This is a genomic window from Lentzea sp., assembly GCF_036380075.1.
Classification (GTDB): Bacteria; Actinomycetota; Actinomycetes; order Mycobacteriales; family Pseudonocardiaceae; genus Lentzea.
Map to the genome: position 1 here is coordinate 1 of NZ_DASVFL010000034.1, position 19,557 is coordinate 19,557.

Sequence of the window (19,557 nt, forward strand, 5' to 3'; positions counted from 1 at the left end):
ATGCTCCAGTACCTCGCGCCGATCCTGCAGTTCGCGTGGGGCGTGTTCGTGGTGCACGAACCGATGCCCGCCAGCCGGTGGACCGGGTTCGCCCTGGTGTGGCTGGCCCTGGCGATCTTCATCGCCGACGCGCTGCGGGACCGGCGCAAGCAGGCACTCGCGCCGGTCGCGACGAACTAACGAACGCGGGCCACGCAGTAGGTGGCGAGCTCTTCGAGGGCGTCCCGCGCGGCGCACGGCGGGAGCTTGCCCAGCTCCGTGCGGGCCCGGTCCGCGTACTCGTCGAGCGTCTCGCGCGCCCTGTCCATCCCGGAGGACTTGCGCAGCAGGTCGAGGGCTTCCTCCACCAGCGCGTCGTCGCTGATCGGGCCGGCCAGCAGCTCGGCGAGCCGCGTCTCGGCCGGGTCGGCCAGCGCGTAGAGCATCGGCAGCGTCTTCACGCCCTCGCGCAGGTCGGTGCCCGGCGTCTTGCCGGAGTCGGCGGACGGCGAGGCGATGTCGATGACGTCGTCGGAGATCTGGAACGCGGCGCCGATCACCTCGGCGTACGCGCGCAGGGCGTCGATCTGCTCCTCGGTCGCGTCGGAGAACATGCCGCCGAACCGCGCCGCGGTGGCGATGAGGACGCCGGTCTTCTCCTCGATCACCTGGAGGTAGTGGGAGATCGGGTCCTCGCCCGGCTTCGGGCCGACCGTCTCGCGCATCTGACCGGTCACCAGGACCGAGAACGTCTCCGCGATGATCCGCGCCGCGTCGGTCCCCAGGTCGGCGGTCAGCCGGGACGCGTGGGCGAACAGGAAGTCGCCCGTCAGGATCGCGATGCTGTTGTCCCACTTGGCGTTCGCGGACACCGCGCCGCGCCGCATGGTCGCCTCGTCCATGACGTCGTCGTGGTAGAGGGTGGCGAGGTGGGTGAGCTCGACCACAGCGGCCGCCTTGACGACCTTCTCGCGGTCCCACTCGGCGCCGAACTGCGAGGCGAGCAGTGTGAAGAGCGGGCGGATCCGCTTCCCGCCCGCCTCCACAAGGTGGAGGGAGGTTTCCGTGACCGGGTGGAACTCGCTCTGCACGACGTCGTGCAGGGTGCGCTCCACCTCGGCCAGGCCGTCCTGGACTACCTCGGTGAGCACGGGGTCCACCAACGCGAACCCCGGTCCCACATGCTCGCTACTGGTCACACCAGCAGACTACGTACACCTAGCTGAGGAAGGTGCCGGTACCCGCCCATTCGAGCACCAACGTGGGCCACAAACCCAGCACGAGGGTGACCACGGCACCCAACGTGATCGCGATCGTGGTGAACGCGCCGGGCACCGTGACGGTCGGGCCGTCCGCCGCCGGCTCGCTGAAGTACATGAGCACGATCACCCGCAGGTAGAAGAACGCCGCGACGGCCGAGGCCACCAGGGCGATCACCACGAGCGGCGTCAGACCGGCCTGGATCGCCGCGCTGAACACGACGAACTTGCCGATGAAGCCCGACGTCAGCGGGATGCCGGCGAGCGCCAGCAGCAGGAACGTGAACACGCCCGCCACGATCGGCGACCGCTTCGCGAGACCCGCCCACTGCGACAGGTGCGTCGCCTCGCCGTCCGAGTTGCGGACCAGCGACACGATGCCGAACGCGGCGATCGTGGTGAAGCCGTACGCCAGCAGGTAGAACATGGTCGCGCTCACACCTTCGCCGTCCGGCACCAGTGCGATCGAACCGATGAGCAGGAAGCCCGCGTGCGCCACCGAGGAGTAGGCGATCATGCGCTTCACGTCGGTCTGCGTGAGACCCAGCACAGCACCGATCACCATCGAGACGACGGCGACGCCGTAGAGCACGCCGCGCCACTCCCACTGCGTGTTCTCGAACGCGACCGTGAGCACGCGGAGGATGCCGCCGAACGCGGCGACCTTCGTGCACGCGGCCATGAACGCCGTCACCGGCGTCGGCGCGCCCTGGTACACGTCCGGGGTCCAGGCGTGGAACGGACCGACGGCGGCCTTGAACAGCAGGCCCACCACCAGCAGGCCGAAGCCCGCGAACAGCAGCGTGTCGGAACGGTCGGTGCCACCCGCGGCCGACGCGATCGCCGAGAGCTTCACCGAACCCGCGTAGCCGTAGAGCAGGGCCACGCCGTAGAGGAAGAACGCGGACGCGAAAGCGCCGAGCAGGAAGTACTTCACGGCCGCCTCCTGCGAGAGCAGGCGACGACGGCGAGCCAGACCGCACAGCAGGTACAGCGGCAGCGACAGGACTTCCAGCGCGATGAACATCGTCAGCAGGTCGTTCGCCGCGACGAACGTCATCATGCCGCCGAGCGCGAACAGCGTGAGCGGGAAGACCTCGGTCTGCATGCCGGTCTTCGTCGCCTGCGCGCGGTCCTGGACCGTGCCGGGGCGGATCGCGGCCTGGGCCACGAACGCGCCACCGGGCTCGACCGAGCGGTCGGCGATCAGCAGGATCGACCCGAACGCCAGCACCAGCAGCGTTCCCCACAGGAACAGCGACGGCGTGTCGACCGCGATCACGCCCGCCAGCGTCGCCACGCCCTGTTCGGGGCGGTCGGCGGAGTTCGCGTACAGGATGAGCGTGCCGGTGGCCGCGACCAGGGAGACGAGCGACAGCACGAGCTGCACCGCCCACCGCTGGTGCTTGGGCAGCAACGCTTCCAGCAACACGCTGACGCAGGCCGCGCCGAGCACGATCAGCACCGGCGCGATGGCGCCGTAGTGGATCTCCGGCGCCTCGATCTGTTGCGCCTGAGCGACGAGAAGGTTCACGTCACTTGCCTTCCTGCACGGAGACCGGGTCGGTCACGCCGACCTCGGTCAGCGTCGCCCCGACAGTCGGGGTGATGACGTCGAGCACCGGCTGCGGGTAGAACCCGAGTGCCAGCACGATGACAACGAGCGGTGCGAGAACCGCGATCTCCCGCTTGTTCAGGTCGCCGATCGCCGTCTTGCGCTCCGGGTCGCCGACGGCTCCCGGACCGGCGGCGGCACCCAGGAGGGCGTCTCCGCGCAGCGGGCCGGTCATGACCCGCTGGTAGAGCCACAGCACGTACAGGGCCGCGAGCACCATGCCGACGGTCGCGATGATCGTGAACACCGGCCGCGTCGGGAACGAGCCGATCAGCACGAGGAACTCGGAGACGAACGAGTTCGTGCCCGGCAGCGACAGCGTGGTCAGACCCGAGATCAGCAGCATGCCCGCGAGCAGCGGCGCCACCTTCGACATGCCGCCGTAGTCGGAGATCAGCGACGAACCACCGCGCGCGATGATCATGCCGACCACCAGGATCAGCATGCCCGTCGAGATCGAGTGGTTGAGCATGTACGACACCGAGCCCACGCCGGCCTGCGACGTGAACGAGAAGATGCCGAGCGCGATGAAGCCGAAGTGCGCGATCGAGACGTAGGCGAGGAACCGCTTCATGTCCCGCTGGCCCGTGGCGAGCAGCGATCCATAAAGGACACCCGCCACCGCCAGCACGAGCACGAACGGCGCCAGGTTCTTCGACGCCGTCGGGAACATCGGCAGCAGGTAGCGCAGCATGCCGAACGTGCCGACCTTGTCGAGGATGCCGACGACGATCACCGTGACGCCGATGGGCGCCTCGGCCGCGGCGTCGGGCAGCCACGTGTGGAACGGCACGAGCGGCGCCTTGATCGCGAACGCCAGGAAGAAGCCGAGGAACAGCCAGGTCTGCGTCGTCGAGTCGGCGTCGCTGACGACCTTCACGAGCGTCGCCCAGTCGAACGTGCCCTTGCCCAGCTCGTCCGACGCCATCGCGTAGGCGCCGATCGCGGAGGCCAGCATGATCAGGCCGCCGAGGAACGAGTACAGGAAGAACTTGACCGCCGCGTACTGCCTGCGCGCGCCGCCGTAGCCGCCGATCAGGAAGTACATCGGGATGAGCATGACCTCGAACAGCACGTAGAACAGGAAGACGTCGGTGGCGGCGAACACCGCGACCGTCACCGCCTCCTGCACCAGGATCAGCGCGAGGTACCCGCCCTGCGACCGGCCGGCGGGCAGCTTCTCCGTCCAGCCGGCACCGATCACCAGCGGGATCAGCAGCGCGATGACCGCGATCATCACCAGCGCGATGCCGTCGATGCCGAACGAGAGCCGCACGCCGAACGCCGGGATCCAGTCCACGCCGGTGGCGAGCTGGATGCGATCGCCGTCCGGGTCGTAGGCCGTCCACAGCAGGACCGCCAGCACGAGCTCGACGAGCGAGAACGCCAGCGCGGCGAGCTTGGCCGTGCGGTCGTTCTTGCGCAGGAACGCCACCACCAGCGCGCCGGCCAGCGGCACCACCAGCAGTGCGATCAGAACCCAGGTCACGAGAACCTCACCACCAGGAGCGCCCCGAGCACGAAGATCGAGCCCAGCAGCATGGACAGTGCGTAGGAGCGGACGAACCCGGTCTGCAGCCTGCGCAACCGGCCGGAGCTACCGCCGAGCAGCGCCGCCGTGCCGTTCACGACACCGTCGACGCCCTTCAGGTCGAGGTACACCAGCGCGCGGGTGAGCCAGGTGCCCGGCCGCGCGAAGAGGGCCTCGTTGAGTGCGTTGCCGTAGAGGTCCGCACGCGCCGCGCGCACCGGGAACGACACGCGGACCGGCCGCTCGACGGGCTGCTTGCGGCGGCCGAAGAGCAGGAACGCGAGACCGGCGCCGAGGACGGCGAGCACGACGGTCAGGATGCCGACCAGGCCGTGCGAGATGACGCCGTGCTCCTCCTTCAGCTCGCCCAGCGAGGGCTCGAGCCAGCCGGCGAGACGTCCGCCGGAGGAGAGGAACCAGCCGCCACCGATCGAGCCGACCGCGAGGACGATCATCGGAACGGTCATCGTCAGCGGGGACTCGTGCGGGTGGTAGTCCTTGCCGTTCTCCGCCTTCAGGTCCTTCCAGCGGGGCTGGCCGAGGAAGACGAGGATCAGCAGGCGCGTCATGTAGAACGCGGTCAGCGCGGCACCGAGCAGTGCGACGCCGCCGAAGACGTACGGGCGCCAGCCCTCCCCGGTGAACGCCGCCGCGATGATGGCGTCCTTCGAGAAGTAGCCCGCGAACGGCGGGATGCCGATGAGGGCGAGGTAGCCGAGCGTCCAGGTGACGAACGTGATCGGCAGGTACTTGTAGAGCCCGCCCATCCGGCGGATGTTGCCCTCGTCGTTCATGCCGTGCATGACCGAACCGGCGCCGAGGAAGAGGCCGGCCTTGAAGAAGCCGTGCGTCAGCAGGTGCATGATGCCGAGCGCGTAGCCGATCGGGCCGAGGCCCACCGCGAGGATCATGTAGCCGATCTGCGAGACCGTCGAGTACGCCAGGACCTTCTTGAAGTCGTCGTAGGCGCAGCCGATGATGCAGCCGATCAGCAGCGTGACGCCACCGATGATCATGACGACCAGGCGGCCGTCCTCGCTCAGGTTGTAGAGCGGGTTCGAGCGGGCGATGAGGTACACGCCCGCGGTGACCATGGTCGCCGCGTGGATCAGGGCGGACACCGGGGTCGGGCCGGCCATGGCGTCGGGCAGCCAGGCCTGGAGCGGGAACTGGCCCGACTTGCCGCAGGCGCCGAGGAGCAGCAGCAGCGTGATCGCGAGGACCTCCGCGGAGGAGAACTCGCCGACGCGGCTGAAGACCTCGGTGTACTGCGTGGTCCCGAGCTTGTTGAACATCAGGAAGATCGCGATGGCGAGGCCCAGGTCACCGACGCGGTTCATCAGGAAGGCCTTCTTGGCCGCCGACGCCGCTTCCGGCTTGTACTGGTACCAGCCGATCAGCAGGTAGGAGGCGAGACCGACGCCCTCCCAGCCGAAGTACAGGGTCACGAAACCGTTGCCCAGCACCAGCAGGAGCATCGCCGAGACGAAGAGGTTGAGGTAGGCGAAGAACTTGCGCCTGCCCTCCTCGTGCGCCATGTAGCCGATCGAGTAGATGTGGATCAGCGAGCCCACACCGGTGATCAGCAGCACGAACGTGAGCGACAGCGGGTCGAGCCGCAGTCCGAACTCGACGGTCAGCGCGTTGACGTCGATCCAGTCCCACAGGTGCAGGTTCTGCACCCGCTCCTCGGGGTTCGAGATGCCGACCGTCGAGAAGAAGAGCGCGAGGGCGTACGCGAACGACGCGACCAGCGTCGCGCTGCCGAGCAGATGACCCCACTTGTCAGCGCGCTTGCCGCTGACCAACAGCACCGCCGCACCGAACGCGGGCAGCGCCAACAACAGCCAGGCGAAGCTCGCGACCCCGCTGGCGACAACAGGTTCCGTCACCGGTGACCCCTCAGTACTTCAGCAGGTTCGAGTCGTCGACCGAGGCCGAGCGACGCGTCCGGAAGATGGACATGATGATCGCGAGGCCGACGACGACCTCCGCCGCGGCGACGACCATCACGAAGAACGCCATCACCTGACCGTCGAGCGAGCCGTTGATCCGCGCGAACGTCACGAGGCTCAGGTTGACCGCGTTGAGCATGAGCTCGACGCACATGAAGACCACGATGGCGTTGCGGCGCACCAGCACGCCGACGGCGCCGATGCTGAACAGCAGTGCCGACAGCAGCAGGTAGTACGTGGGAGTCACGACTCACTTCCCTTGAGCGCGTGCGAGTCAGGCTGGTGCCCGGTGCCCGCGACGCCGGAGACGTCGTCGGACAGCACGGACCTGTCGGTCGCCTCGATGACGTCGAACAGCGACTCCTCCGCCACGGTGCCGTCGGGCAGCAGCGCGGGGGTGGCCACCGAGTTCGCGGTGGCGAAGACACCGGGGCCGGGGATGGACCCGACCCGCTTGCCGTCCTGGAAGCGCTCCTCGACGAGCTCCTTCTGGGTCTTCTTGGCGGGCTTGCCGTCCCTGCCGACGAAGGCCAGGATCATCGCGCCGAGCGCGGCGGTGATCAGCAGTGCCGAGGTGAGCTCGAACGCGAACAGGTAGTCCGTGAAGAGCTTCTGGCCGATGTTGCCGACGTTGCCGCCGTTGGTGGTGTTCGCCTCCGCGAGGCCGGCGGGCTCCACCGAGGTGAGCGCGCGGGCGACGGAGCCGACCATCAGCACGGCGAAGCCGATGCCGAGCAGCGCGGCCGCGAGCCGTTGCCCGCGGATCACCTCGACGACCGAGTCCGAGCTGTCCCTGCCGACCATCATCAGCACGAACAGGAACAGCATCATGATCGCGCCGGTGTAGACGATGATCTGCACGAAGCCGAGGAACGGCGCCTGCTGGATCATGTACAGCACGCCGAGGCTGAGCATCGTGACGACGAGCCACAGCGCGGAGTGCACGGCGTTGCGCGCGAACAGCATGCCGAGCGCGCCGGCCAGCGCGAGCGGGCCGAGGACCCAGAACGCGACTGCCTCGCCGGTGGTGACGGTGTCGACCACCTTCGTCACGGGTTCCGGCTGCTGCATCAGGAAGGTCAGGACGCTCACTTCTGAGCCCCCTGGTCCTCCGCCGCCGCGACGGCGAGCCGCGGGCCGTTGACGTAGTAGTCCTGCTCGTTGTCGCCGAGCCGCATCGGGTGCGGCGGCTGCTCCATGCCGGGCAGCAGCGGGGCGAGCAGGTCCTCCTTCGTGAAGATCAGGTCCTGGCGGTTGTCGTCGGCGAGCTCGTACTCGTTCGTCATCGTGAGCGACCGGGTCGGGCACGCCTCGATGCACAGGCCGCAGCCGATGCAGCGCAGGTAGTTGATCTGGTAGTCGGCGCCGTAGCGCTCACCGGGGGAGAAACGCGCTTCCTCGGTGTTGTCGCCACCCTCGACGAAGATCGCGTCCGCGGGGCAGGCCCACGCGCACAGCTCGCAGCCGACGCACTTCTCCAGCCCGTCCGGGTGCCGGTTCAGCTGGTGACGGCCGTGGAACCGCGGCGCGGTCACCTTCTTGACCTCGGGGTACTCCTCCGTCACCACCTTCTTGAACATGGTGCCGAAGGTGACGCCGAAGCCTTTCAGGGACTCGAACATCCCTACTCAGCCTCCTTACCGGTGGTGACGGCTGCCGTCTCCTTGGGGAGGGTGGCGACCTTGACCTTGCGCTTGGGCGCTGACTTGGGGACGACGAGGTCGAGCGGCGGCACGGGGAAGCCGGAACCCGCGAGCGGAACGCCCTTGGTGTCCTGGACCTTCTTGTCCGGCAGCAGGAACGAGACCAGCAGCACGAGACCGACGACCACGCCGAGCGCGATGAGCCGCTGCGCCGTGGAGAGCTGCTGGATGGCGCCGGTGCGGATGACCGCGACGGCCATGATCCAGACGAGGCTGGTCGGGACCAGCACCTTCCAGCCCAGCTTCATGAACTGGTCGTAGCGCGTGCGGGGAAGCGTGCCGCGCAGCCAGATGAAGATGAACAGGAAGCCCAGCGTCTTGACGATGAACCAGAGCAGGCCCCACCAGCCGGTGTTCATGAACTCGCCGCTCCACGGTGCGTGGTAGCCGCCGAGGAAGAGCGTGGTCGCGAGCGCCGAGACGGTCACCATGTTCACGTACTCGGCGAGGAAGAACAGCGCGAACTTCAGCGAGCTGTACTCCGTGTGGAAACCACCGACGAGCTCCGACTCGGCCTCGGGGAGGTCGAACGGCGCGCGGTTGGTCTCGCCGACCATCGACACGACGTAGATGACGAAGCTGGGGAACAGCAGGAGGCCGAACCAGCCGGGGAACACCCCGAGCACGGTCGAGGCCTGCGCGTTCACGATGTCACCCGTCGACATCGAGCCGGTGAACATGATCACCGCGACGATCGACAGGCCCATCGCGATCTCGTAGGAGATCACCTGCGCGGCCGACCGCAGCGCGGCGAGCAGCGGGTACGGCGAACCGGAGGACCAGCCCGCCAGCACGATGCCGTAGACGCCGATCGAGGAGCAGGCCAGCACCACCAGGACGCCGACCGGGAGGTCGACGAGCTGCAGCGCGGTCTGCTGCCCGAACAGGTTGACCTCACCCGCGAGCGGGATCACCGAGAACGCGAGGAACGCGGGGATGCAGGAGATCACCGGGGCCAGGAAGAAGACCCACTTGTCCGCGAGGACCGGGCGGATGTCCTCCTTGAACGCGAGCTTCAGACCGTCCGCGAGCGACTGCAGCCAGCCGTTCGGGCCCACGCGGTTGGGGCCGGGACGCTGCTGCATGCGCGCGACGACCTTGCGCTCCCAGTTGATCATGAACAGGGTCATGACCACGAGGAAGGCGAAGATCCCGACGACCTTGACCAGGACCAGCCAGACCGGGTCGTCGGCGAGGAGCTTGGCGGTCTCGCCGTTCTCCGCCGCGAAGACGTGCTGGATCATTGCTTCACCTCAGAGGACGATCCGCCGCTGACGGAGACGATCGAGCCGTGGCCCGCGCCGAGCGTGGCCCGGACGGTCACGTCACCCGAGTTGGTGGGCAGCCAGATGACGCCCTCGGGCAGGTCGTCGGTCTCGACCGGGAGCGTGATCGCGCCGCGCTCCGTGGAGACCGTCACCCAGCCGCCGGTCTCCAGGCCGAACTGCGCCGCCGTGGTCTCCGCGATCTTCGCGACGACCGGGCGCGCGGTGCCGGCCAGGTGCGGCTCGTCGACCTGCAGCGAGCCGTTGCCGATCAGGCGGTGCCAGGTGGCGAGCACGGCCTTGCCCGGTCCGGCCGGGGACTGCAGCGGCGCGGCGACGTTGAGCGAGGAACCGGTGACGGCGCCCTCGCCGAGGCGGGCCAGGTCGGCGGCCGAGGCGGCGGGCGTCTGCGTGAACAGGTCCGCGTCCATCTCCACCGCGAGGGTGTCGAGCACGCGGCAGTCCGGCAGCGCGCCGGTGCCTTCGAGCGTCAGACCGAACTCGCGGCGGCGGCCCTCCCAGTTGAGGAAGCTGCCGGCCTTCTCGACCGCGGGGGCGATCGGGAGCACGACGTCGGCGTACGCGGTGACCGCGCTCGGCCGCAGCTCCAGGCTCACGATGAAACCGGCCCCGGCCAGCGCCTTCTCCGCGAGCCGCGGGTCGGGCAGGTCGAACGGGTCGACGCCGCCGACCACCAGGCCGGACAGCTGACCGGCGGCGGCGGCTTCGAGGATGCCCGTGGTGTCGCGGCCGGGCGTCGCGGGCAGCGAGCCCTCCTCGACGCCCCAGGTGCGCTCGACCTCGGTGCGCGCCGCGGCGTTCGCGACGTGACGGCCACCGGGCAGCAGGTTCGGGACGGCACCGACGGCGAGCGCACCGCGCTCACCGGCACGGCGGGGAATCCACGCGACCTTGGCGCCGGTGCGCTCCGCGAGCCTCGCGACCGCGGTGAACGCTCCGGGGATCACGGCGGCGCGTTCGCCGACCAGGATCACCGCGCCGGGCTTGGACAGCAGCTCGACGACGTCGGAGGCGTGCTCCGGCAGCGCGTTGATGGCGTTCGCCTCGGCACCGGGCACGCAGGCGAGCAGCGTGCCGAAGGTCTTCTCGACGGCCGGGGTCGTGAACTGGCCGAGGTGGAAGACCTTCGTGGTGCCCTTGCGGGCGGCCTTGCGCAGCCGCAGGAAGACGATCGGCGCCTCCTCCTCGGGCTCGAACGCGACCAGCAGCGCGGCCGGTGCGGACTCGATGCCCTGGAACGTGACGCCGTTGTCCGGGTTGGTGAACACCGTGGTGCCGGACAGGAACTCCAGCTCCTCGGCCGAGTGCGGCCGGGCGCGGAAGTCGATGTCGTTGGTGCGCAACGCGATCCGGGCGAACTTCGAGTACGCGTAGGCGTCCTCGACGGTCAGCCGGCCACCGGGCAGCACGCCGACGCCGTTCGCCTCGCGCGCCGCCGTCAGACCGGCCGCCGCGACCTGCAGGGCCTCGGTCCACGACGACTCGCGCAGCTCACCGCTCTCCGCGTCCCGCACCAGGGGCCGCCTGAAGCGGTCGCCGGTGGTGGCGTAGCGGAAGGCGAACCGGCCCTTGTCGCAGATCCACTCCTCGTTGACCTGCGGGTCGTCGCCGGCGAGCTTGCGCTGCACCTTGCCGCGCCGCCAGTCGGTGCGCTCGGCACAACCGGAGGAGCAGTGCTCGCAGACGCTCGGCGTCGACACGAGGTCGAACGGGCGGGCGCGGAACCGGTAGGCGGCGCTGGTGAGGGCGCCGACCGGGCAGATCTGGATGGTGTTGCCGGAGAAGTAGCTCTGGAACGGCTTCTCCGCCGCCACACCGATCTGCTGCTGCGCGCCGCGCTCGAGGAGCTCGATGAACGGGTCGCCGGCGATCTGCGCGGAGAACCGGGTGCAGCGCTGGCAGAGCACGCAGCGTTCGCGGTCGAGCAGCACCTGCGTGGAGATGTTGATCGGCTTCGGGAACGTCCGCTTGTGCTCGTGGAAGCGGGAGTCGCTGCGGCCGTGGGCGAGCGCCTGGTTCTGCAGCGGGCACTCACCGCCCTTGTCGCAGATCGGGCAGTCCAGCGGGTGGTTGATGAGCAGCAGCTCCATCACACCCTGCTGGGCCTTGTCCGCGACCGGCGAGGTCAGCTGGGTCTTCACGACCATGCCGTCCGCGACCGTCATCGTGCAGGAGGCCTGCGGCTTCGGCATCGGCCGGCCGCCCATCTCGACCTCGACGAGGCACTGGCGGCAGGCGCCAGCGGGCTCCAGCAGCGGGTGGTCGCAGAAGCGCGGGATGACCGTGCCGAGGCGCTCAGCCGTGCGGATCAGCAGCTCACCCTTGGGCGCCACCACTTCGACGCCGTCGATGACGAGCTTGACGTGACCCTCCGGCACGACGACCTCGGAGGTCGTGCTCTTGTCAGGGGCGATGGTCATGCGTTCGCTCCAGCCAGGACCTTGGAGTTCTGGTCGCACAGGGCGAGGAACTCGTCCTTGAAGTACTTGATGCCGCTGGTGATCGGGCTGACGGCGCCGTCACCGAGCGCGCAGAACGAGCGGCCGAGGATGTTGTCGCAGACGTCGAGCAACGTGTCGATGTCGCTCGCCGTGCCGTTGCCCGCCACCATCCGCTGCAGGATCTGCACGAGCCAGTACGTGCCCTCGCGGCACGGCGTGCACTTGCCGCATGACTCGTGCTTGTAGAACTCCGTCCACTTCATGACGGCCCACGGCACGGACACGGTCTCGTTGAAGATCTGCAGGGCGGTGGTGCCCAGCATCGAGCCGGCCTCGGCGGCGCCCTCGAAGTCCAGCGGCACGTCGAGGTGCTCGGCGGTGAACAGCGGGGTGGACGAGCCACCCGGCGTCCAGAACTTCAGCGGGATGCCGTCCTTCATGCCGCCGGCCATGTCGAGCAGCTCGCGCAGCGTGGTGCCCATGGGCGCCTCGTACTGGCCGGGGTTCGTGACGTGACCGGACAGCGAGTAGATCTTCGGACCGGGCGACCGGTCGCGGCCCATCGTGCGGAACCAGTCGGCGCCACCGTTGACGATGAAGGGAACCGACGCGATCGTCTCGACGTTGTTCACCACGGTGGGCGACGCGTAGAGGCCCGAGGTCGCGGGGAACGGCGGCTTGAGCCGCGGCTGGCCGCGACGGCCCTCCAGCGAGTCGAGCAGCGCGGTCTCCTCGCCGCAGATGTACGCGCCGGCGCCGGCGTGCACGACGAGGTCGAGGTCGAACCCGCTGCCGAGGATGTCCTTGCCCAGGTAGCCCTTGGCGTACGCCTCGCGCACCGCCGCGTTGAGGCGGCGGATGCAGTGCAGGACCTCGCCGCGGACGTAGATCGCCGCGAAGTTCGCGCGGATCGCGTACGACGTGATGATCACGCCCTCGATCAGCGAGTGCGGGTCCGCCATCATCGTCGGGATGTCCTTGCAGGTGCCCGGCTCGCCCTCGTCGGCGTTGATGACGAGGTAGTGCGGCTTGCCGTCGCCCTGCGGGATGAAGCCCCACTTCATGCCGGTGGGGAACCCCGCGCCGCCGCGGCCGCGCAGTCCGGAGTCCTTGCACTGCTGGATGAGCTGGTCCGGGTGGGCCCCGAGCGCCTTCGGCAGCGCGGTGTAGCCACCGGTGCGCTCGTAGGTCTCCAGGGTCCAGGACCTGGGCTCGGTCCAGCGCTTGGTGAGAACGGGAGTCAGCGGGTCAACCATCTTGTGCCCCCTACTTCTTTTCCGGCAGGGCGGGGAACTCGGCGTTGTCCGGCACGGCCGGCGCGTCCCAGCCGCGTTCCTGGGCGATCTTGGCGCCGCGCAACGACTCCGGCGCCGCCGACGGGCCGTCGATGTCGGCGTCGCGACCCTCGAAGAACCCGGCGAGCTGGAGCTCGGCCTGCTTGAAGTCGGTGAGCGGGGCGCCGCGGGTGGGGTCGGGCTTCTCCCCCGCCTGCAGCGCCTGCACGAGTCCCAGCGCCTTCTCGGGCGTCTGGTTGTCGTAGAACTCGTAGTTGACCTGCAGCACCGGGCCGAGGTCGCACGCGGCGAGGCACTCGGCGTGCTCCAGGGTGATCGAGCCCGGCGTGCCCGGCTCGCCCGCGGTCTCCTCGTGGCCCACGCCCAGGTGGTCCTTGAGCTTCTTGTAGATGTCGTCGCCGCCGAGAGCCGCGCACAGCGTGTTGGTGCAGACGCTCACGAGGTGCTCACCGCACGGGCGGCGCTTGTACATCGTGTAGAACGTCGCGACCGCGCTGACCTCGGCCTCGGTCAGGTCGAGCTGCCCGGCGCAGAACCGGATGCCCTCCTGCGAGACGTACCCCTCCACCGACTGCACGAGGTGCAGCATCGGCAGCAGGGCGCTGCGGGCCTGCGGGTAGCGGGCGATGATCGCCTGCGCGCGGTCCGCGGTCGCCTGGTCGAAGACGACGTTCTCTGGAGCCTGGGTCATCGGTCACAACCACCCATCACCGGGTCGATCGAGGCGACGGACGCGATGACGTCGGCGACCATGCCGCCCTCGCACATCGCGGGCATCGACTGGAGGTTCACGAAGCTCGGTTCGCGCAGGTGCACGCGCATCGGCCGGGTGCCGCCGTCGGAGACGACGTGGTAGCCCAGCTCGCCGCGCGGCGACTCGACGGGCACGTACACCTGGCCCGGCGGGACCTTGAAGCCCTCGGTCACCAGCTTGAAGTGGTGGATGAGGGACTCCATGGACTGGCCCATGATCTTGCGGACGTGCTCGAGCGAGTTGCCCATGCCGTCGCTGCCGATCGTGAGCTGCGCGGGCCACGCGACCTTCGCGTCCTCGACCATCACCGGACCGGTCGGCAGGCTCTTCACGACCTGCTTGATGATCTTGAGCGACTGGTGGATCTCCTCGAGCCGCAGCAGGTACCGCGCGAAGCAGTCCGCCGCGTTCGAGGTCGGCACGTCGAAGGCGTAGTTCTCGTAGCCGCTGTACGGCTCGATCTTGCGCAGGTCCCAGGCGAGGCCGGCGGAGCGCAGGATCGGACCGGTGACGCCGAGCGCGAGACACGCGTCGACGGGCAGGTAGCCCACACCCGCGAGGCGGTTGCGCCAGATCGGCTGACCGGTGAGCAGCTTGTCGTAGTCCGGGAGCCGCTTCTCCATGATCTTGACGAACGACGTGATCTTCTCGACCGCGTCGTCCGGCAGGTCCTGCGCGAGGCCGCCGGGACGGATGAACGCGTGGTTCATCCGCAGGCCGGTGAGGTGCTCCAGCAGGTGCAGGACCTCTTCGCGCTCGCGGAAGCCCGCGGTCATGCCGGTGAGGGCGCCGAGCTCCATGCCGCCGGTGGCCAGCGCGACGAGGTGCGAGCTGATCCGGTTGAGCTCCATCAGCAGCACGCGGACGGCCTGCGCCTTGTCCGGGACCGTGATCCCGAGCAGCTTCTCGACGCTCATGCAGTACGCCGCTTCGTGGTGCAGCGGCGCCAGGTAGTCCGTGCGCGTGATGAAGGTGACGCCCTGGACCCAGTTGCGGTACTCGAGGTTCTTCTCGATGCCCGTGTGCAGGTACCCGATGACGCTGCGCGCGTGGGTGACCGTCTCGCCCTCGAGCTCCAGGACCAGGCGGAGCACGCCGTGGGTCGAGGGGTGCTGCGGGCCGAGGTTCATGACGATGCGCTCGTCCTGGACCGCGTCCGCGAGCACCTCGTCCCAGTCGCCGCCGGTCACCGTGTAGACGGTGCCCTCGGTGGTCCTGCGGGAGTCCGCGACCTCCGCGCTGCCGGTGCTGGTGCGGGTGTCGACGTCGTCCGTGCTGTCACTGCCGGTCGAGCTGGTGTTCGTCCCGGTGGTGACGTCGGAAAGCCGCTCGGTCATGAGTACGACCGCCTCTGGTCCGGCGGAGGAATCTCCGCGCCCTTGTACTCGACCGGAATGCCGCCCAGCGGGTAGTCCTTGCGCTGCGGGTGGCCGTCCCAGTCGTCCGGCATGAGGATGCGGGTCAGTCCGGGGTGACCGTCGTAGATGATCCCGAACATGTCCCAGGTCTCGCGCTCCTGCCAGTCCGCCGTCGGGTAGACCTCGACGAGGCTCGGCACGTGCGGGTGCTCGACGTCGACGGCGACCTCCAGCCGCACGCGGCGGCGGTACGTCATCGACGTGAGGTGGGTGACCGAGTGCAGGCGCTGCGGCACGTCGGCGCCGTAGTCCACACCGGACACCGAGCTGCAGAGCTCGAAGCGCAGCGACGGGGTGTCGCGGAAGATCCGCGCGACCTCCGTCAGCGTCTCCGGCCTGAGGTAGAAGGTGATCTCGCCGCGGTCGACCGTCACCTGCTGCACGGTGTCGGCGGGCAGGCCCTTCTCGCCGATCGCGGCGAACAGCTCGTCCGCCACCTCGTCGAACCAGCCGCCGAACGGGCGCTCGGACGGAGCGGCCACGTGGGCGGGCAGGCGCAGGCCGCCGAAGCCGGACGTGTCACCGGAGCCGGTGACGCCGAAGAGGCCCTGGCGTTCCTTGCCCGCGAGGATCGGGGCCTTGGCCTTCGCCTCGTCCCCGTTGGTCTTGTCGAGGTCCTCTCCCGCGCGGTTGACGCTGGAGTGCTCTCCCCCTGGCTCGGTCACTTCTTCCTCGCAAAGCGCTCGGACGACGGGATCAGGTCGGTGCGGTAGCCCGAGTCGGCGAGCGCCTTGGCGCGCACGGCGCCGAGCGGCTCGTCCATGATCTTGGCGTGGATCTTGAGGATCGCGTCCATCAGCATCTCCGGCCGCGGCGGGCAGCCCGGCAGGTACATGTCGACGGGGACGACGTGGTCGACGCCCTGCACCACCGCGTAGTTGTTGAACATGCCGCCACTGCTGGCGCACACGCCCATGGCCAGCACCCAGCGCGGCTCGGGCATCTGGTCGTAGATCTGCCGCAGCACCGGCGCCATCTTGTTGGTGACGCGGCCGGCCACGATCATCAGGTCCGCCTGGCGCGGTGAGGCCCGGAAGACCTCCATGCCGAAGCGGGCCAGGTCGTACCGCGGCGCACCTGTCGTCATCATCTCGATGGCGCAGCAGGCCAGGCCGAAGGTGGCAGGCCACAGCGAGGACTTGCGGGTCCAGTTGACCAGCTTCTCGACACTGACCAGCAGGACGCCGTTCGGGAGCTTCTCCTCGAGACCCATGACTTCCTCAGTTCCAGTCGAGGCCGCCGCGACGCCACACGTAGACGTACGCGAAGCCGACCGTGGCGACGAACAGGACGATCTCCACCAGCCCGAACAGGCCGAGCTTGTCGGCAGCCACGGCGAACGGGTAGAGGAACACCATTTCGATGTCGAACAAGATGAAGAGCATCGCCGTCAGGTAGTAGGCGACGGGCATGCGCCCACCACCCACGACCGGCTGCGGGCTCGGCTCGATGCCGCACTCGTAGGCGTCGAGCTTCGCCTTGTTGTAGCGGCGGGGTCCGATGTAGGGCGCTGCGGTCACCGAGAACAGTGCGAACGCCCCGGCTAGCGCGAACATCAATACGAGGGGGAGGTAAGGGTCAAGCACGCTCCGTCGTCCTTTCCTCGCGGTCGACCGCACCCTAAGGGTGTTGTTCTGCGACTCGTTTGTTAGGCGGACCTAACAAACGCTTGTGAAACAGTTCACAAGCTTGATCACACTGTTGTGAAGTGATTCACAAGGTCGCCCGCCAGTGTAGAACGCCTGTAAATGACCTGGATCACAGGGTCTGACCTGGGGCTTTAACATGGCGGACACAAACGAAACGGCACCGGCTCGTATTGAGCCGGTGCCGTCACCTATTCGGAGTAATTCAGGCGGTCGGAGCGAGCTTCGTGGCGGCCACGATCAGGCGGTCCATTGAGTCGCCGTCCTTGGGGTCGTAGAGGCCCGCCAGCAGCTTGAGCACGAGTTTCATCAGGCGCTTTCGCGGCATTCCGTACTTCGTTGCGGTCCGCATGATCGCCGGGTTGCCGATGAGCTTCGAGAAGACGTTGCCCAACCGGTAGTAACTGCCGAGCGCCTCCTCGATCCGCACGGGGTAGCCGTGCAGCGCCCGTTCACGGTTGACGCCGGTCCGCGCGAGGGCCTGGACGATCGACTCGGACGCGATCTTGGCCGACTCCATGGCGTAGCCGATGCCCTCGCCGTTGAAGGGGTTGACCATGCCGCCGGCGTCGCCGACGAGCACGAGGCCAGCCCGGTAGTGCGGCTTGCGGTTGAGGCCCATGGGCAGCGCGGCGCCGCCGATGCGACTGGTCGCGTTCTCCTCGCGGAAGCCCCACTCCTCCGGGGTGCCGTCGAGCCACGATCGCAGGAGCTGGCGGTAGTCCGTGGTGCCGTAGGCCTTCGACGTGCTGAGGATGCCCAGGCCCACGTTCACGCTGCCGTCGCCCATGCCGAAGATCCAGCCGTAACCGGGCAGCAGCTGCCCGTCCGGCGCCCACAGCTCGAGGTGCGACTCGAGGTAGTCGTCCTTGGTGCGCGGACTGTTGTAGTAGCGGCGCACCGCCACGCCCATGGGCTTGGCGTCGTCCTTCTGCAGGCCGACGCTCAGCGCCAGGCGAGCGGACACGCCGTCGCAGCCGACGACGATCGGTGCCCGGTAGGTGACCGGGTTGCGCTCCGGTCCCTGCTTGGCCTCGACGCCGACCACGCGGCCGTTCTCGATGATGGCCTTGGTGACCGTCGTGTGCTCGTGCATGCGCGCACCGGCCGCCTTCGCGGCGTTGGCGAGCATCTCGTCGAAGTCCATGCGCGGACGCACGACGCCGTAGTTCGGGAACGTGGCCAGGTCAGGCCAGTCGAGCTCCATCGTGACGCCGCCGCCGACGACCCTGAGGCCCTTGTTGTGCAGCCAGCCGTTGGACTCGCGGGTGTCGATGCCCAGGTCGATCAGCTGCTTGACGCCCCGCGGGGTGAGTCCGTCGCCGCAGACCTTCTCCCTGGGGAAGGTGCTCTTCTCCAGCAGCAGGACGTCGAGGCCAGCCCTGGCCAGGTAGGTCGCCGCGGTCGAGCCCGCCGGTCCCGCACCCACGACGATGACGTCGGCGTCCTCGTTGATCCCGCGCCTGCTCATCCAGACTCCCTAACGTGTACCGGTCACAGCTCACAGCTCTGTTCGCGACTCTAACCGGCGTTCGCTGAGGGTTCCGGGGACGGTTCGGGGACCAGGGCAGGTCGGGTCCGGTCGCGGTTACGGGCCGGGTGGGGTTCCGGCGTGGTTGCGTTGCGTTGGGCCGTGCCTGTTCCAGCGTGGGCGTGCACCCCCGGACGAAAGAGCGGGGTTCATCGCCGCTGCGCGACGATCCGCGATTGGGGCTTGATTTCGGGGCCCTTGCGAGGCGCTGAGTCGGGCGGAAAAGGGCGGATGCTTCGCACCCGCCCGAGCCACGAGTGGTAGCACCTCGCACCCGAAGTCAAGCCCCAATCGCCAAACCACGGGTGGGTTCACCGGCTCTAATCGGCGTAAGGAAAAGACGGCTCGCCTTCGGCATCGCTCGATCGGTGCCGGCCTGCCTGGTCAGGCGCTTGGTTCGGTGCCTCCGCGCGTGTCGGCTGCCTTGGGCTTCGGCTTGGTCGCGCGGTGCAGCGCCACCATCCCGCCGGTCAGGTTGAACCACGCCACGTCCTCCCAGCCCGCCTTCGAGATCAGCTCGGCGAGGGAGCGCTGGTCCGGCCAGGAGGCCATCGACTCGGCCAGGTAGGAGTAGGCCACCGGGTTCGAGGAGACGAAGCGGGCGATGAACGGGAGGAGTTTGAGCAGGTAGCGCATGTAGACGAAGCGGAACGGCTTGAAGACCGGCGTGGAGACCTCGCAGATCACCATGCGGCCGCCCGGTTTGACGACGCGCGCCATCTCGCGGAGGGCCACGACGGTGTCGTTGAAGTTGCGGATGCCGAAGGACACCGTGACGGCGTCGAAGGAGTCGTCCCGGAAGGGGAGGCGGAGGGCGTCCGCGGCCACCTTCGGGACCGGGCGGTGGGCTCCCGAGGCGAGCATGCCCACGGAGAAGTCCGCTGCCACGCACCAGGCGCCCGACTCGGCGTACTCCACGGTCGAGACGGCGGTGCCGGCGGCGAGGTCGAGGACCTTCTCGCCGGGGCGCGCGTCGAGCACGCGCCTGCTCCACTCCCGCCAGCGGCGGTCGAAGCCCAGCGTCATGACCGAGTTCGTGCGGTCGTAGCCCTTGGCCACGCCGTCGAACATCTCGGCGACCTCGCGGGGGTTCTTGTCCAAGCCGGCTCGCGACATGCCTAGAGACTAAGTCAGGTCCGCCGCG

Annotated in this window: 17 protein-coding genes and 1 pseudogene; 1 reads left to right on the forward strand and 17 read right to left on the reverse strand. The window is 68.8% G+C overall.

Annotated features, from left to right (window positions below):
- A pseudogene (locus VF330_RS04145) lies at positions 1 to 180 on the forward strand (EamA family transporter RarD); the annotation flags it as partial.
- On the opposite strand, the gene VF330_RS04150 reads toward VF330_RS04145, so the two are convergent.
- The 17 genes from VF330_RS04150 to VF330_RS04230 all read right to left on the reverse strand — a co-directional run bounded on the left by VF330_RS04150 (position 177) and on the right by VF330_RS04230 (position 19,529).
- Positions 177 to 1,160 (reverse strand): polyprenyl synthetase family protein, encoded by a 984-nt coding sequence (locus VF330_RS04150; RefSeq protein WP_330850195.1) that lies wholly within the window; start codon positions 1,158 to 1,160, stop codon positions 177 to 179. The pseudogene VF330_RS04145 and the gene VF330_RS04150 sit on opposite strands and share 4 nt — an antisense overlap.
- 37 nt (positions 1,161 to 1,197) lie before the next feature.
- The gene (gene nuoN / locus VF330_RS04155; RefSeq protein ID WP_330850133.1) at positions 1,198 to 2,772 is read right to left on the reverse strand and encodes an NADH-quinone oxidoreductase subunit NuoN; all 1,575 of its coding nucleotides are present in this window, start codon (positions 2,770 to 2,772) and stop codon (positions 1,198 to 1,200) included.
- A gap of 1 nt (position 2,773) precedes the next feature.
- Positions 2,774 to 4,342: an NADH-quinone oxidoreductase subunit M gene (locus tag VF330_RS04160; protein WP_330850134.1), complete on the reverse strand. Its 1,569-nt coding sequence runs from the start codon at positions 4,340 to 4,342 to the stop codon at positions 2,774 to 2,776.
- Positions 4,339 to 6,276 carry an NADH-quinone oxidoreductase subunit L gene (nuoL, locus tag VF330_RS04165; RefSeq protein ID WP_330850135.1) on the reverse strand — a complete coding sequence of 646 codons (1,938 nt, stop codon included), beginning with the start codon at positions 6,274 to 6,276 and terminating at the stop codon, positions 4,339 to 4,341. The genes VF330_RS04160 and nuoL overlap by 4 nt, the downstream gene beginning before the upstream one ends.
- A 10-nt stretch (positions 6,277 to 6,286) precedes the next feature.
- Complete coding sequence (gene nuoK, locus VF330_RS04170; protein WP_030473209.1) at positions 6,287 to 6,586, reverse strand: NADH-quinone oxidoreductase subunit NuoK; 300 nt, start codon at positions 6,584 to 6,586, stop codon at positions 6,287 to 6,289.
- Entirely contained in the window at positions 6,583 to 7,410 is an 828-nt protein-coding gene (locus VF330_RS04175; RefSeq protein WP_330850196.1) for an NADH-quinone oxidoreductase subunit J, read from the reverse strand. Before VF330_RS04175 ends, nuoK begins: the two co-directional genes overlap by 4 nt.
- 17 nt (positions 7,411 to 7,427) lie before the next feature.
- Complete coding sequence (nuoI, locus tag VF330_RS04180) at positions 7,428 to 7,961, reverse strand: NADH-quinone oxidoreductase subunit NuoI (RefSeq protein ID WP_330850136.1); 534 nt, start codon at positions 7,959 to 7,961, stop codon at positions 7,428 to 7,430.
- A 2-nt stretch (positions 7,962 to 7,963) separates the two neighbouring features.
- Positions 7,964 to 9,286, reverse strand: a complete 1,323-nt coding sequence (gene nuoH / locus VF330_RS04185; protein WP_330850137.1) for an NADH-quinone oxidoreductase subunit NuoH — start codon at positions 9,284 to 9,286, stop codon at positions 7,964 to 7,966.
- Positions 9,283 to 11,748: an NADH-quinone oxidoreductase subunit G gene (locus tag VF330_RS04190; protein ID WP_330850138.1), complete on the reverse strand. Its 2,466-nt coding sequence runs from the start codon at positions 11,746 to 11,748 to the stop codon at positions 9,283 to 9,285. Before VF330_RS04190 ends, nuoH begins: the two co-directional genes overlap by 4 nt.
- On the reverse strand, positions 11,745 to 13,025 hold the full coding sequence (nuoF, locus tag VF330_RS04195) for an NADH-quinone oxidoreductase subunit NuoF (protein WP_330850139.1): 1,281 nt from the start codon (positions 13,023 to 13,025) through the stop codon (positions 11,745 to 11,747). Before nuoF ends, VF330_RS04190 begins: the two co-directional genes overlap by 4 nt.
- A 10-nt stretch (positions 13,026 to 13,035) precedes the next feature.
- Positions 13,036 to 13,755 carry an NADH-quinone oxidoreductase subunit NuoE gene (gene nuoE / locus VF330_RS04200; protein ID WP_330850140.1) on the reverse strand — a complete coding sequence of 240 codons (720 nt, stop codon included), beginning with the start codon at positions 13,753 to 13,755 and terminating at the stop codon, positions 13,036 to 13,038.
- Positions 13,752 to 15,155, reverse strand: coding sequence for an NADH-quinone oxidoreductase subunit D (locus VF330_RS04205; RefSeq protein WP_330850141.1), 1,404 nt, complete (start codon positions 15,153 to 15,155; stop codon positions 13,752 to 13,754). Before VF330_RS04205 ends, nuoE begins: the two co-directional genes overlap by 4 nt.
- A complete protein-coding gene (locus tag VF330_RS04210; RefSeq protein WP_330850142.1) occupies positions 15,152 to 15,901 on the reverse strand; it encodes an NADH-quinone oxidoreductase subunit C in 750 nt (249 codons plus the stop codon). The genes VF330_RS04205 and VF330_RS04210 overlap by 4 nt, the downstream gene beginning before the upstream one ends.
- Complete coding sequence (locus VF330_RS04215) at positions 15,898 to 16,449, reverse strand: NuoB/complex I 20 kDa subunit family protein (protein WP_330850143.1); 552 nt, start codon at positions 16,447 to 16,449, stop codon at positions 15,898 to 15,900. The genes VF330_RS04210 and VF330_RS04215 overlap by 4 nt, the downstream gene beginning before the upstream one ends.
- 7 nt (positions 16,450 to 16,456) lie before the next feature.
- Complete coding sequence (locus tag VF330_RS04220; protein ID WP_030478224.1) at positions 16,457 to 16,822, reverse strand: NADH-quinone oxidoreductase subunit A; 366 nt, start codon at positions 16,820 to 16,822, stop codon at positions 16,457 to 16,459.
- 265 nt (positions 16,823 to 17,087) lie between these two features.
- Entirely contained in the window at positions 17,088 to 18,353 is a 1,266-nt protein-coding gene (locus tag VF330_RS04225) for a geranylgeranyl reductase family protein (RefSeq protein ID WP_330850144.1), read from the reverse strand.
- Positions 18,354 to 18,797: 444 nt separating this feature from the next.
- Positions 18,798 to 19,529 carry a demethylmenaquinone methyltransferase gene (locus tag VF330_RS04230; RefSeq protein ID WP_330850145.1) on the reverse strand — a complete coding sequence of 244 codons (732 nt, stop codon included), beginning with the start codon at positions 19,527 to 19,529 and terminating at the stop codon, positions 18,798 to 18,800.
- Between the last annotated feature and the right edge of the window lie 28 nt (positions 19,530 to 19,557).

Excerpts from the sequence above, each read along its gene's own strand:
- nuoE (WP_330850140.1), bottom strand. The coding sequence starts at position 13,755 with ATGACCCAGGCTCCAGAGAACGTCGTCTTCGACCAGGCGACCGCGGAC.
- VF330_RS04225 (WP_330850144.1), bottom strand. The coding sequence starts at position 18,353 with ATGAGCAGGCGCGGGATCAACGAGGACGCCGACGTCATCGTCGTGGGT.
- VF330_RS04215 (WP_330850143.1), bottom strand. The coding sequence starts at position 16,449 with ATGGGTCTCGAGGAGAAGCTCCCGAACGGCGTCCTGCTGGTCAGTGTC.
- VF330_RS04205 (WP_330850141.1), bottom strand. The coding sequence starts at position 15,155 with ATGACCGAGCGGCTTTCCGACGTCACCACCGGGACGAACACCAGCTCG.
- nuoH (WP_330850137.1), bottom strand. The coding sequence starts at position 9,286 with ATGATCCAGCACGTCTTCGCGGCGGAGAACGGCGAGACCGCCAAGCTC.
- VF330_RS04230 (WP_330850145.1), bottom strand. The coding sequence starts at position 19,529 with ATGTCGCGAGCCGGCTTGGACAAGAACCCCCGCGAGGTCGCCGAGATG.
- VF330_RS04190 (WP_330850138.1), bottom strand. The coding sequence starts at position 11,748 with ATGACCATCGCCCCTGACAAGAGCACGACCTCCGAGGTCGTCGTGCCG.
- VF330_RS04175 (WP_330850196.1), bottom strand. The coding sequence starts at position 7,410 with ATGCAGCAGCCGGAACCCGTGACGAAGGTGGTCGACACCGTCACCACC.
- nuoI (WP_330850136.1), bottom strand. The coding sequence starts at position 7,961 with ATGTTCGAGTCCCTGAAAGGCTTCGGCGTCACCTTCGGCACCATGTTC.
- nuoF (WP_330850139.1), bottom strand. The coding sequence starts at position 13,025 with ATGGTTGACCCGCTGACTCCCGTTCTCACCAAGCGCTGGACCGAGCCC.